The organism is Enterobacter sp. MGH 37, assembly GCF_000534515.1.
Lineage (GTDB): Bacteria > Pseudomonadota > Gammaproteobacteria > Enterobacterales > Enterobacteriaceae > Enterobacter > Enterobacter kobei.
This window is the reverse complement of record NZ_KI973205.1, coordinates 2,331,262-2,344,622: the sequence shown is the minus strand read 5'-3', so window position 1 is coordinate 2,344,622 and position 13,361 is coordinate 2,331,262. Positions and strand designations below refer to the sequence as shown.

At 55.1% G+C, this 13,361-nt stretch carries 12 protein-coding genes and 1 tRNA gene; 6 read left to right on the top strand and 7 right to left on the bottom strand.

Going from position 1 to position 13,361, the window contains the following annotated elements:
• Positions 1-88: 88 nt before the first annotated feature.
• A complete protein-coding gene (gene mgtE, locus L383_RS12635) occupies positions 89-1,525 on the top strand; it encodes a magnesium transporter (protein WP_014884601.1) in 1,437 nt (478 codons plus the stop codon).
• On the opposite strand, the gene L383_RS12640 is transcribed toward mgtE, so the two are convergent.
• Positions 1,488-2,777 carry a SulP family inorganic anion transporter gene (locus tag L383_RS12640; protein WP_023330943.1) on the bottom strand — a complete coding sequence of 430 codons (1,290 nt, stop codon included), beginning with the start codon at positions 2,775-2,777 and terminating at the stop codon, positions 1,488-1,490. The two genes, mgtE and L383_RS12640, sit on opposite strands and share 38 nt — an antisense overlap.
• A 187-nt stretch (positions 2,778-2,964) precedes the next feature.
• On the opposite strand from L383_RS12640, the gene mqo reads away from it, so the two are divergent.
• Positions 2,965-4,614, top strand: coding sequence for a malate dehydrogenase (quinone) (gene mqo / locus L383_RS12645; protein ID WP_014884599.1), 1,650 nt, complete (start codon positions 2,965-2,967; stop codon positions 4,612-4,614).
• Between the two features lie 80 nt (positions 4,615-4,694).
• On the opposite strand, the gene eco is transcribed toward mqo, so the two are convergent.
• Positions 4,695-5,195, bottom strand: a complete 501-nt coding sequence (gene eco / locus L383_RS12650; protein ID WP_023330942.1) for a serine protease inhibitor ecotin — start codon at positions 5,193-5,195, stop codon at positions 4,695-4,697.
• A 208-nt stretch (positions 5,196-5,403) separates the two neighbouring features.
• Here eco and L383_RS12655 point away from each other — a divergent pair, with 208 nt between their 5' ends.
• On the top strand, positions 5,404-5,664 hold the full coding sequence (locus L383_RS12655) for a DUF2534 family protein (protein WP_008500962.1): 261 nt from the start codon (positions 5,404-5,406) through the stop codon (positions 5,662-5,664).
• Between the two features lie 92 nt (positions 5,665-5,756).
• Here the strand turns inward: L383_RS12655 and L383_RS12660 are convergent.
• The 3 genes from L383_RS12660 to L383_RS12670 form a co-directional block, all read right to left on the bottom strand.
• Positions 5,757-5,833 (bottom strand) — tRNA-Pro (locus tag L383_RS12660).
• Between the two features lie 71 nt (positions 5,834-5,904).
• Positions 5,905-7,665, bottom strand: coding sequence for an LPS biosynthesis-modulating metalloenzyme YejM (gene yejM, locus L383_RS12665; protein ID WP_023330941.1), 1,761 nt, complete (start codon positions 7,663-7,665; stop codon positions 5,905-5,907).
• Positions 7,666-7,684: 19 nt separating this feature from the next.
• Entirely contained in the window at positions 7,685-7,912 is a 228-nt protein-coding gene (locus L383_RS12670; RefSeq protein WP_014884596.1) for a YejL family protein, read from the bottom strand.
• A 134-nt stretch (positions 7,913-8,046) separates the two neighbouring features.
• Here L383_RS12670 and yejK point away from each other — a divergent pair, with 134 nt between their 5' ends.
• Positions 8,047-9,054 (top strand): nucleoid-associated protein YejK, encoded by a 1,008-nt coding sequence (yejK, locus tag L383_RS12675; protein WP_014884595.1) that lies wholly within the window; start codon positions 8,047-8,049, stop codon positions 9,052-9,054.
• A 51-nt stretch (positions 9,055-9,105) separates the two neighbouring features.
• Here the strand turns inward: yejK and rplY are convergent, their stop codons facing one another.
• Positions 9,106-9,390: a 50S ribosomal protein L25 gene (rplY, locus tag L383_RS12680; RefSeq protein WP_014884594.1), complete on the bottom strand. Its 285-nt coding sequence runs from the start codon at positions 9,388-9,390 to the stop codon at positions 9,106-9,108.
• A gap of 125 nt (positions 9,391-9,515) precedes the next feature.
• Positions 9,516-11,276 (bottom strand): DNA repair helicase RadD, encoded by a 1,761-nt coding sequence (locus L383_RS12685; RefSeq protein WP_023330940.1) that lies wholly within the window; start codon positions 11,274-11,276, stop codon positions 9,516-9,518.
• 151 nt (positions 11,277-11,427) lie between these two features.
• On the opposite strand from L383_RS12685, the gene rsuA reads away from it, so the two are divergent.
• On the top strand, positions 11,428-12,135 hold the full coding sequence (gene rsuA / locus L383_RS12690; RefSeq protein WP_014884592.1) for a 16S rRNA pseudouridine(516) synthase RsuA: 708 nt from the start codon (positions 11,428-11,430) through the stop codon (positions 12,133-12,135).
• 15 nt (positions 12,136-12,150) lie between these two features.
• Positions 12,151-13,347 carry a Bcr/CflA family multidrug efflux MFS transporter gene (locus L383_RS12695; protein WP_023330939.1) on the top strand — a complete coding sequence of 399 codons (1,197 nt, stop codon included), beginning with the start codon at positions 12,151-12,153 and terminating at the stop codon, positions 13,345-13,347.
• Positions 13,348-13,361 lie beyond the last annotated feature (14 nt).

The window sequence follows — 13,361 nt, the reverse complement described above, 5'->3', positions numbered from 1 at the left end:
TTTTTCTTCATCCCGTCCCGTTGTTTATTCTTATTTACATATCCTCGCGCTATGCTTAACGCCAACTCATTTAATGGATTTATGATTGATGTCGGTATTAAAGAAAAACAGCGCCAGGCAGCGCGATCAGGAGCGTGCGCGACTCATCTGGCTTCTCACGACCGATAAAGCGGTCACTTCTACGTTATTAGGCAAACTGACCCTGGCTGAGCAATATGATGTCGGCACTTTAGCCGACGATATTGCTGAGGTAGGTGCGCTGGTTGCTCATTTACCCCCGCCGGATCTGGCGGATACGCTCGAAGCACTTCCCTCCGAAGAGCGTCACGCCCTGTGGCGTCTGGTGCAGGATCACGAGCGCGGGCAGGTACTGCTTGAAGCTTCGGAAAACGTCTGGGATGACCTGATCGACGAGATGAGCGACCGGGACATCCTCGATGCGCTGCAAACGCTGGATATCGACGAACAGATTTACCTTGTACAACACCTGCCGCGTAACCTGACCGGTCGCCTGCTGGCCTCCCTGCCTGCCGATGAGCGCGCGCGTGTCCGTCAGGTGATGCACTACGAGAAAAATAGCGTCGGCGCGATCATGGAGTTTGGCGTTATCACGGTGCGTCCGGACGTCACGCTCGGTACCGTGCAGCGCTACCTGCGTCGCCTGGGCAAGATGCCGGATAACACCGATAAACTGTTCGTTACCTCGCGGGATAAAACCCTGCTGGGCGAGCTGGAGCTGAAAACGATCCTGCTTAACAGCACCCAGCGGCGAGTCAGTGAGGTGATGGAAAACGAGCCGATGGTCTTCTCTCCGGAAGACGATGCTGAAAAAGCGGCACGTACCTTCGAACGTGACGACCTCGTGAGTGCGGCCGTCGTGGATTCCGTCGGCAAGCTGATGGGCCGTCTGACGGTTGATGAGATCGTTGACGTGGTCTACGAAGAGACCGATAACGACCTGCGCGCGCTCGGGGGGATCAGTGCCGAAGATGACGTCCACGCCTCCGTCGGTAAGGCGGTGAAAACGCGCTGGGCGTGGCTTGCCATTAATTTGTGTACCGCCTTTATCGCCTCCCGCGTAATCGATGGCTTTGAACACACCATTTCACAGCTGGTGGCCCTGGCGTCATTGATGCCGATTGTGGCCGGGATTGGCGGCAACACCGGAAACCAGACCATCACGATGATCGTCCGCGCGCTGGCGCTGGAAAATATTCAGCCCGGCAATTTCGCCTTTCTGATCTTCAGGGAGATGGGGGTGGCGCTGATCAACGGCCTGGTGTGGGGCGGCATTATGGGGGGCATCACCTGGTGGCTGTATGACGATATGGCCTTAGGCGGGGTGATGATGCTGGCGATGGTGCTGAATTTACTGGTGGCATCGATGATGGGGGTCATTATTCCACTGACCATGACCAAACTGGGGCGCGACCCCGCGGTGGGGTCGAGCGTGATGATCACTGCCATCACCGATACCGGTGGTTTCTTTATTTTTCTTGGGCTTGCAACGCTTTTTCTGCTTTAAGACGACGTTTAATGCGGGCGGGAAGCAGTGCCATGAGGATAATCCCCCCCAGCACGCCAATCGCCAGGTTACCGGTTGATACCGTTGCGGCGACCGTCACCAGCATCACGACGGTTTCCGCAACAGGTGCATTTTTTACCGTTGCGGGCTGAATGCTGTGCCAGCTGAAGGTTTTGATGGCGACTATCGCCATAATGCCTGCCAGCACCGCCATCGGAATTTTAGCCATCACGTCGCTCAGCGCCGTCACCAGCACCAGTAAAACGATGCCAGCCGCTAACGTTGAAATACGGCTTCGGCCTTTCCCCATCTCCACGTTGACGATGGTTTGTCCAATCATCGCGCAGCCTGCGATCCCGCCATAGAGCCCGGCCAGGATATTGCCCACGCCCAACCCGATGCTTTCACGGCGTTTACTGGACGGGGTGACGGTCAGTTCATCCACCAGCTTCGCCGTCAGCAGTGACTCCAGCAGCCCGACGAACGCAATGCTTAACGCGCACGGCCAGATAATGCTTAACGTTTCTATGTTCAGGGGGACCAGCAGTTCCGTCAGTCCCGGTAACCCGCCACTCATCGAGCCTTCATCACCCACCGTCGGCAGAATTTGCCCGCTGGTAACGGTGAACACCGTGAGCACCACTATCGCAATCAGCGGGGAAGGGATGCTTTTGATATAGCGCGGCACCCACAGCACGATAAGCAGCGTGAGCACGAACAGGCCGACGATTAAGGGGCTTCGGCTCCAGAAGTGCGGAACCTGAGCAAAGAAAATTAAGATGCCGAGGGCGTTAACAAACCCGGTCATCACCGACTGAGGGATAAAGCGCATCAGCCTTGCCATGCCCAGTGCGCCAAACAGTATTTGGATCACCCCCGCCATGAGAACCGCCGGAAGAATGTACTGCACGCCGTGCTGGTGCACCATCGGGCCAATAACCAGCGCCACGGAACCGGCCGCCGCCGTGACCATCGCCGGACGACCGCCCAGCACAGACAAAGCAAAACACAACACCACGGAGGCGATCAGGCTGACTTTGGGATCAACGCCTGCAACCACCGAAAATGAGATCACTTCAGGGACCAGGGCCAGGGCGGTAATGACGCCCGCCAGCGTTTCACGCATCAGAAGTTTTGGCGAGCTAAGGACCGTGGTGACGCGGTCTTCGCCGGGTACAGCAGAATGGGGTAAGGACATAACTCTTCGCAGATTAGGGCAGGCTTCCGTGCGCGCGATCACAAAACGCCACATACTAGCCAGTAAACCCACGATTTACCAGCCACATCGATAATTCCTTACAAACAACCCACCATTAAATTTCACAATTACAATAATTTCGTAACCTTTAAACAATATTTAAAAGTTGTTACCGTGCCTCCGCAGCTTTTTTCACCTGCAATTTCCACGCATCAAGCACTTTTACACTAAGGCATAAATTATGAAAAAAATGACTGCCATGCTCTTTTCTCTGGCCGTGGGGCTTAACACCGTCTCTATGGCGGCGAAAGCTGACACCCCTAAAGAGCAGGAAACGGACGTCCTTTTAATTGGTGGCGGTATCATGAGCGCCACGCTGGGAACCTATCTGCAAGAACTTCAGCCGGACTGGTCCATGACCATGGTCGAGCGCCTTGATGGCGTGGCGCAGGAAAGTTCGAACGGCTGGAACAACGCCGGTACCGGACATTCGGCACTCATGGAACTGAACTATACGCCGCAGAAAAAGGACGGTTCCATTAGTATCGAGAAGGCGGTAGAGATCAACGAAGCGTTTCAGATCTCACGCCAGTTCTGGTCTCACCAGGTCAACAGCGGCGTGATGCATGACCCGCACTCCTTCATTAACACCGTACCGCACATGAGCTTTGTGTGGGGCGAGCAGAACGTCAACTTCCTGCGCGCGCGTTACGCTGCGCTGCAGCAGAGCACGCTCTTCCGTGGGATGAAATACTCTGAAGACCACGCTCAGATCAAAGAGTGGGCGCCGCTGGTGATGGAAGGTCGTGACCCGAACCAGAAAGTGGCCGCGACCCGGACTGAAATTGGTACCGACGTTAACTATGGCGAAATTACCCGTCAGCTGGTGACGTCTTTGAAGAAGAAAGAGAACTTCAACCTGCAGCTCAGCACCGAAGTGCGTGGTTTTAAGCGCAACGCGGATAACAGCTGGAGCGTGACCGTTGCCGATCTGAAAAACAACGAAGCCGAGCACGTCATCAAGGCGAAGTTTGTCTTTATTGGTGCCGGTGGGGCGGCGCTGAAACTGCTGCAGGAGTCCGGTATTCCTGAAGCTGACGACTATGCTGGCTTCCCGGTTGGCGGTCAGTTCCTGGTATCCGAGAACCCGGAAGTGGTGAATCGTCATCTGGCAAAAGTGTACGGTCAGGCTTCCGTCGGTGCACCGCCGATGTCTGTTCCGCACATCGACACCCGTATGCTTGACGGTAAGCGCGTGGTGCTGTTCGGACCGTTCGCGACTTTCTCCACCAAGTTCCTGAAAAATGGCTCCCTGTGGGATCTGCTCAGCGCCACGACCACCTCTAACGTCAAGCCGATGATGGACGTGGGTCTGGATAACTTCGATCTGGTGAAATATCTCATCAGCCAGGTGATGCTCTCTGACGAGGAACGCTTCGAGGCGCTGAAAGAGTACTATCCGCAGGCGAAGAAAGAAGACTGGCGTCTGTGGCAGGCGGGACAGCGCGTTCAGATCATCAAGCGTGACCCGAAAGAGGGCGGCGTGCTGCGTCTGGGTACGGAAGTGGTGAGCGATAAGGATGGCACGATTGCCGCGCTGCTGGGCGCGTCACCGGGTGCATCTACTGCTGCGCCAATCATGCTGCACCTGATGGAAAAAGTGTTTAAAGATAAAGTTGCCAGCCCGGAATGGCAGGCGAAGCTGAAAACGATTATTCCATCCTACGGTACGAAGCTGAACGGGAATGTTGACGCGACGGAGCAGGAGCTGGAATACACCAGCCGCGTATTGCAGTTGCAATATGTGAAGCCGCAGGCAGCGGATGCTGCGCCAAAGGCGGAACTGAAGCCTCAGGCGGAAAACAAACCGGTTGCGGATATCGCCCTGTAAGGTAAAAGCAAAACGGTAACATTCGTTACCGTTTTTAGTGTTGTAGGTCGGGTAAGGCGAAGCCGCCACCCGACTTAATTTCAACGTACTACCGCTTGTCCGACATTCTCATCCGCTTTCCATACGCGGTATTTCACTTCTACGTTTTCAGGCGTATACACCACGACAGGCAACTTGCTGTTATAGCGCAGCAGACTGTTATCACCCAGATATGCCGTTACAAATTTCTTCTCTTTCTTGCCGTCCGGGCACGCCATCATGGTGGAGATGGGGGAGGTCACTTTGTCGAAGACGTAGTAATCGTAGCCCCAACCTTCCAGCGTTTTGCTCTCCAGTTGGCCGCCCAGTCGGTGCTGGTTACAATCCACTTCCAGCGTTTTACCAATCAACAGCTCCACTTTGTAGTTCGCTTCGTCCTGCAGAACCGGTAGCTGAATCACCTGACGTTTCATCCCTTTGTCCGCTTTCGGATAGGGGGCAACTTTTTCCAGCGGCTGCTCTTTTTGGGTTTCGCTGGCGAAAGCGCCGGTGCTGATGCACGCGGCAATCAGGGCGATGGCAAATTTAGGTGCGTTTTTCATTGTCATTCCTTTATGTCAAAACGAGCCGAATCAGATTAGCATAACACTTATGAATGATTAGCGTCATTTACTTACATTTTCAATATAAGTGGTGTAATAAACCTGACTTACACTATAAATCCAGTTTTTTGTGCTGAAATGGTATCTGGCGGCAGATCGTGTTATTTTGAACGCCACATAATGTTATTCATCTGTAAAGGGAAGAGAGATGGTTCGTGCAAAACTGAAAACACCTGAAGGCCGCAAGTTCCTCCTGGCGCTACTGGTTGTGTTTATGATTGCGGCCGCGTGCGTGGGGCGGGCAACCATTGTTGGCGTTATCGAACAGTACAACATTCCTCTCTCCGCCTGGACCACCAGCATGTATGTTCTGCAATCGGCGATGATCTTCGTTTACAGCCTTGTCTTCACCGTTCTGCTTGCCATCCCGCTGGGTATTTTCTTCCTGGGTGGACGTGAGAAGCACTAAGCGCCGACGTGCGATAAGGAAGCCATCCTGCGGGGTGGCTTTTTTATGCATAAAAAAAACCAGCCATAAGAGGCTGGTTTTCAATGTGTTTTTGGTCGGCACGAGAGGATTTGAACCTCCGACCCCCGACACCCCATGACGGTGCGCTACCAGGCTGCGCTACGTGCCGACGCATAAAAAGATACTACTCGATTCCGTTTCGAATGCAAGAGAATCTGTCGCTAACTGGTTTATAATTAATCAGTTAGCGATAAAGCGCTTCTCATCCGTCAGGACCTGCAGCAACAGGCTCAGCTGCGGTTTCTGGTCCTTCAACCGTTCACCCTGTAGATTATACGTCTGGTAATTTCCGTTACTGTTCAGCACCAGCGTCAGCGTCGGTGTGGTCACCGCCAGCGTGTTACCGTCTGCTGATGTCACCCAGTTATGGCGGCGCGCGGCGCTGAAAAGATCCTGCCCCTGCGAATACTCGTTTGCTGGCGTACTGACGTGCAGCAGGCGTTGCATCAGGGTCGTCATAACATCTTTATGTTCAGTGAGCATATTGATGCGCTGCGCCGGCGTTCCCGGCCAGTGGATCACCAGCGGTACATGCAGGTTCGGGCGTGACCAGCTCATGCTCTTCGTTTCGTCGCCGAGCGGTACACCATGGCCTGCGGTCACAATCACGACAGTGTTATCGAGCTTGCCTGATTCGCGTAGCGCGTCAAGAACGCGGCCGATCTGCGCGTCAACATTGCTGGCCGCACGGCTGTATCGGCGGGCAAAGCCAGTCTGGTTGCTGTCGTCAAGCGTGGTGCCGTTAAAGGCCACCCACGAGAACCAGCGGTTATCTTCCTGGGCGTAGCGCTGCAGCCAGTTTATCCACTGGTTTGCGGTCTGGGTATCAGACTGGCTCTGCGCAGCAGGCAGCGAGAAATCAGACAACAGCGCCTGGCGGTAGAGTGGGCTGTTAAAGCCATCGGATGAGAACAACCCTAACTGATAGCCTTGCTGATTCAGTCCGGTAATTAGCGCCGCAGGAATGCGTGCAGCCAGAACGCCATCCATGTATCCGGCAGAAATGCCATAGAACAGGCCAAAGATGCCCGCATCGGTAGTGTTCCCGGAACTCATATGCTGGGTGAACGAGACGTTTTGACTCGCGAAATCGGCCAGCGCAGGCATCTGCTTCTCGTAACGGGAATAGTTCAGACCATCGACGGTAATCAGCAGGACGTTTTGTCCGCGGCCCATATCGCGATAGCGCAGTTCACTCAGCGGATACTGAACGCTGACCGCTTCCGGATTACCCTGTTCGACCAGACGACGCTGATACTCCTGGGCATCTAACAGGCCGTGTTTCTCAAGGAAGCGACGGGCCGTCATTGGGTACGAGAGCGGCAGGTTGGCACGCTGCATCGTAATAGGGCGATAGAAGTTCGCATCCGCCCAGATGTACATGATGTGCGAACTGATAAATGAGATGAAAAAGAGTGCGGCGACGGGCTTCGCGTAGTGGCGGCGTCGGGTCAGGCTGCGGAGCTTTTGCCAGCTCCAGGTGGCGAACAACATCTCAATCAGTAGGATCACCGGGACGCTGATAAACATCAGCTGCCAGTCACGGGCCGTTTCGTTCTGGTCAGGGTTGATCACCAGTTCCCAGACGATAGGGTTAAGATGCAGGTGGAAACGGGTGAACACTTCACTGTCGATAAGCAGCAGCGTCATCCCTGCTGTGGCAAGGATCGCGGATAAGAACCGCATCAGACGCTGCGACATGACGATAAACGTCAGAGGAAACAGGATCAGCAGATAGGTGGCGAATACCAAAAAGCTAAAGTGACCGACAACGCTTATCCAGGAGTAGATACGCCCGGTTAGCGTGGTTGGCCAGTCTGCGACAAACAGATAACGACAGCCAATCACCGCCGCTAACAGAATGTTAAACAGGGCAAACCAGTGTCCCCAGCTGACCATCTGGGAGACTTTTTCACGGTAGCGCTGACGATTCGTCACCATAAACTGTTGTTCGTTTCCCTTAATGGGCCTGGTCGTTGCTGACGGATGACTGTAACGCCTGGGCGAAAGATTTTGCGATCGCCTGACGCTGAGCCGGAGCAACGCTGGTGTTGATAAGGTTGGTGACCATATTTCCCAAAACCATCAGGGAGAGATCGGTCGGCGTTTTATGTTTTTCCAGTACGTTGACCAGCTCACTGAGCAGTTGTTCAACGTGTTCATCACTGTAGCGGGAATGTTGTGGCATAAATCAAAATCAGTTTGTTGATGAAAGGGCAACATATTACCGTAGCAACAGCTTTTTTTCCCCTTTTTTATCTGTTGTTGCACACATGTCCTGGTGGTGGTTGAATACCGCCCGGTCTAAAAGGAGAGTTTATCATGAGTCTGGAAATCAACCAGATTGCCTTGCACCAGCTTATCAAGCGTGATGAGCAAACCCTTGAAGTGGTGCTACGCGATTCGTTACTGGAACCCACGGCGACCGTTGTGGAAATGATGGCTGAGTTGCATCGCGTCTACAGCGCCAAAAATAAAGCCTATGGTCTGTTCAGCGAAGAGAGTGAACTGGCTGATAGCCTGCGCCTGCAGCGTCAGGGGGAAGAGGATTTCCTGGCGTTTAGCCGCGCGGCCACCGGGCGTCTGCGCGACGAGCTGGCAAAATATCCCTTCGCCGACGGCGGCATCGTCCTGTTCTGCCACTATCGCTACCTGGCGGTAGAGTATCTGCTGGTTACCGTGCTGAATAACTTGAGCAGCATGCGCGTGAATGAGCAACTGGATATCAGCTCGACGCATTATCTGGATATCAACCATGCGGATATTGTGGCGCGGATTGATTTGACCGAGTGGGAAACCAACCCGGAATCGACCCGCTACCTGACCTTCCTGAAAGGGCGTGTGGGCCGTAAAGTGGCCGATTTCTTTATGGATTTCCTCGGCGCCAGCGAAGGACTTAACGCCAAAGCGCAGAACAAAGGGCTGTTGCAGGCGGTAGATGACTTTACGGCTGAGGCGCAGCTCGATAAATCTGAACGCCAGAACGTGCGTCAGCAGGTTTACAGCTACTGCAACGAACAGCTGCAGGCGGGGGAAGAGATTGAGCTGGAGTCGCTGTCAAAAGAGCTGGCGGGCGTCAGCGAAGTCAGCTTCCAGGCGTTCACCGCAGAGAAAGGCTATGAGCTTGAAGAGAGCTTCCCGGCGGATCGCAGTACGCTGCGTCAGTTAACCAAATTTGCCGGGAGCGGCGGTGGGTTAACCATCAACTTCGATGCCATGCTGCTGGGGGAACGTATCTTCTGGGATCCTGCCACCGATACGCTGACCATCAAAGGCACGCCGCCAAACCTGCGCGATCAGCTTCAGCGTCGCACCTCGGGCGGTAAATAATCGCCATAAAAAAACCCCGCCGAAGCGGGGTTTTTCTCGACAGGTTTGCGATTACGCGCGAACGAAGTCGATGTGAGTCAGTTTTGGCTTGAACGCGTGACGCTGAACAGCCTGAACTTTCACTTTTTCTTCTTTACCGCCAACAACGATGGTCAGAACTTCGCTGTAGAATTCAGCTTTGGTCTGCAGGTTCCATACTTTGTCGTGATCCAGTTCGATTGCAACTGGAGCAGCTTCGCCACCGTAAACGATAGCCGGGAACTTGTTAGCGGTACGCAGGCGGCGGCTCGCACCCTTACCCTGCACGTTACGTACTTCTGCTTCGATAGTGAACATTGATTTCTCTCTGTATTTAAAACCCTACTACAGGCGACCCAGCAGCAGGTGAGTGTTCTGCCCCACGGATGTGAAGCGGGCGGCATTTTATACTCAAACGCCGCTCACATCAATGAAAAGTCCTGCTAACCACGCAATTCGTTTGCCCGACGATAGCGACCTTCATAGTCAAAGACCTTCTCACGTACCTGCCAGAACTGGCCTTTTTTGCGGGCGACAACAAAATCCGGATGGCGCAGCAGCACCTGCTGATGCACGATATCCGCCACGGTGATCCAGCGCAGCGGCACGCCAGGCGTGCGGGTATGCGGGCGGATAAACAGTTGCTCAAATGCCGTGCGCTGGGCTGGCGTCTGTACCCGGAATCGCTCGCTGACGTCAGCGCCGTCCTCGTCGTAATAGGTAATTTTTAGCCACTCGCCTTTTTCATCCGCGCCCGGCTGTAAGGCCATGCCGGAACAGCGCAGCACCAGCGCATCTTTCAGCTTCAGCGCCGCTTTCAGCATGTCGTCCGGGTCGACCAGCACCGTGTCGCACTCACGGCAGCGGCGGGCGGCAATGTCATTTTCGGCGTTGCACTGTGGACAGTTTTTGAAACGAAAACGGAAATCGCACTGCTCGCGATGCCCGTCATCATCTTCAAACCAACCCTGACAGCGGCGGCCAAAGTGTTCAATCAGCGTGCCGTCGGCGGTGGTTTTCCCCCAGAAGGTGTTGGCAAACCCGCAGGCTGGACAAAACACCTGTACCGGCACGTTGTCACTTTTGCCTTTTGGCGTGCCCACTTCGGGAGAGTAAAGATCGTGCGGGTTACCGGCGTAATCGAGGATCAGACAGTCAGTTTTGCCCGGCGCCAGGCGCAGACCACGACCGACAATCTGCTGATACAGGCTGACGGATTCCGTCGGGCGCAAAATCGCAATCAGGTCGACGTGCGGGGCGTCAAAACCGGTGGTTAACACGGAAACATTCACCAGATAGCGGAACTGCTGGGCTTTAAACGCCTCAATCAGCCTGTCACGCTCAGGGCCGGGCGTTTCGCCGGTAATTAACGCAGCGTCGTCAGCGGGGAGCAGTCCGGTAATTTCTCGCGCGTGCTCGACTGTCGCGGCAAAGATCATCACCCCTTTGCGCGTCGCGGCAAACTCCTCAATCTGGCTGATGATATGCGGCGTTATGCGCTTTTGCTTATTCAATTCCTGGTTGAGATCCGCTTCGCTGAATAAGCCGTTGCTCTGCGCCTGTAACCGGCTGAAGTCGTACTGTACCACCGGCATATCCAGCCGCTCGGGCGGCGTCAGGTAGCCGTGTTTAATCATGTAGCGCAGCGGAAGTTCGTAGATACAGTCGCTGAACAATGCTTTTTCATCGCCACGCACCATGCCGTGATAATGAAAGCGGTAAATCCAGCCTTTGCCCAGGCGAAACGGGGTTGCCGTCAGGCCCAGCAGGCGTAAGTGAGGGTTCACCTCTTTCAGGTGCGTGAGGATTTGCTGATACTGGCTGTCGTCGTCATCGCTGATGCGGTGACACTCGTCGACAATCAGCAGCGAAAACTCGCTGCGAAACAGATCCAGGTTGCGGGCGACCGACTGCACGCTGCCAAAGACAACCTTACCGTGGCTCTCTTTACGCTTGAGCCCGGCGGCGAAAATATCGGCCTCCAGCCCCAGCGCGCAATACTTGGCGTGGTTCTGCGCGACCAGCTCTTTGACGTGCGCCAGCACCAGCACGCGGCCACGCGCCAGGCGGGCCAGCTCGGCAATGACCAGGCTTTTGCCTGCGCCGGTCGGGAGGACAATCGCTGCCGGTTCCCGGTGTTTGCGAAACCAGGCGAGGGTGGCGTCAACGGCTTCCTGCTGATAGGGACGAAGTGTAAAAGTCATGGTGTCTCAGTTTCGTTAATCCGCATATAGTATGCCACGAAACTTTTTCCCTTGAGTGGCGCAACCAGACCATTATACTGAACCGTTCCTGACTGCTTCTTTTTCGGACGCACGGTCCGACTTCCAGCACCATTAAGGCTAAAAAGATTTCATGCGACTTGATAAGTTTATCGCTCAGCAACTCGGCGTAAGCCGCGCTATTGCCGGGCGCGAAATTCGCGCCAGCCGCGTTACCGTGGATGGCGACATTGTGAGAGACAGCGCTTTCAAACTTCAACCTGAGCATCAGGTTGAATACGACGGCAATCCGCTGACCCAGCAGAACGGCCCGCGCTACTTCATGCTCCACAAGCCGGAAGGCTACGTCTGCTCAACGGACGATCCCGATCACCCGACGGTACTCTATTTCCTCGACGAACCGGTGGCGCATAAGCTGCATGCCGCGGGCCGCCTCGACATCGACACCACCGGGCTGGTGCTGATGACCGACGACGGGCAGTGGTCACACCGTATTACTTCCCCACGTCACCACTGCGAGAAAACCTATCTGGTCACGCTGGAGTCGCCGGTTGCGGATGACACTGCAGAGCAATTCGCGAAAGGCGTTCAGCTGCATAATGAAAAAGACCTGACTAAACCGGCGGTGCTGGACGTGATCACGCCGACGGAAGTCCGTCTTACCATCAGCGAAGGGCGTTACCATCAGGTTAAACGCATGTTTGCCGCAGTGGGTAACCGCGTTGTCGGTCTGCATCGCGAACGTATTGGCGCAATCGCGCTCGATCCCGACCTGGCGCCTGGCGAATATCGCCCGCTGACGGAAGAAGAGATCGCCAGCGTCGGTCTGCCTTCGCACTAATTTCAGGAGATTTCTGTGACCACCAGGCCACACTCGTCGTTCAAAATTGTCTTCATTCTTGGCCTGCTGGCCATGTTGATGCCGCTGTCTATAGATATGTATCTGCCCGCGCTGCCGGTCATTTCCGCGCAGTTTGGGGTACCTGCTGGCAGCGCACAGATGACGCTCAGCACCTATATTCTCGGCTTTGCTCTCGGCCAGTTATTGTACGGCCCGATGGCCGACAGCCTGGGGCGCAAACCGGTTATTCTGGGCGGAACGCTGGTCTTTGCCGGGGCGGCGGTGGCCTGCGCGCTGGCGCAAACCATCGATCATCTGATTTTCATGCGATTTTTGCACGGTCTGGCCGCTGCTGCAGCGAGTGTGGTGATCAACGCCCTGATGCGTGATATCTACCCGAAAGAAGAGTTCTCCCGCATGATGTCGTTTGTCATGCTGGTGACGACGATTGCGCCGCTGGTGGCTCCGATGGCCGGTGGGGCGGTTCTGGTGTGGTTTAGCTGGCATGCGATTTTCTGGATCCTGGCGCTGGCTGCACTGCTGGCCTCGGCAATGATTTTCTTCTTTATTGATGAAACGCTTCCTGCCGAGCACCGCCAGAAATTCCACATTCGCACCACAATAGGTAACTTTGCCTCGCTGTTTCGCCACAAGCGCGTGCTGAGCTATATGCTGGCAAGCGGGTTCAGCTTCGCCGGGATGTTCTCCTTCCTGAGCGCCGGGCCGTTTGTTTATATCGAGCTGAACCATGTTTCTCCGCAGCACTTCGGCTATTATTTTGCGCTCAATATCGTCTTCCTGTTTGTACTGACTATTATTAACAGCCGCTTTGTCCGGCGGGTCGGCGCGCTGAACATGTTCCGCGCCGGGCTGTGGATCCAGTTTGTGATGGCTGTCTGGCTGGTGGTCAGTGCATTCCTGGGCGTGGGCTTCTGGGCGCTGGTGATTGGCGTGGCGGCCTTTGTGGGCTGCGTGTCGATGATATCCTCAAATGCGATGGCGGTGATCCTCGATGAATTCCCGCATATGGCGGGAACTGCATCGTCACTGGCGGGGACGTTCCGCTTCGGCATTGGCGCCATCGTCGGGGCATTACTGTCTATGGCGACCTTCACCACGGCCTGGCCTATGCTATGGGCGATGGCGTTTTGCGCAACCAGCTCCGTCCTCTTCTGTCTTTATGCCAGCCGGCCACGGAAAGTGGCTCATTGATGAGCAGATAAGGC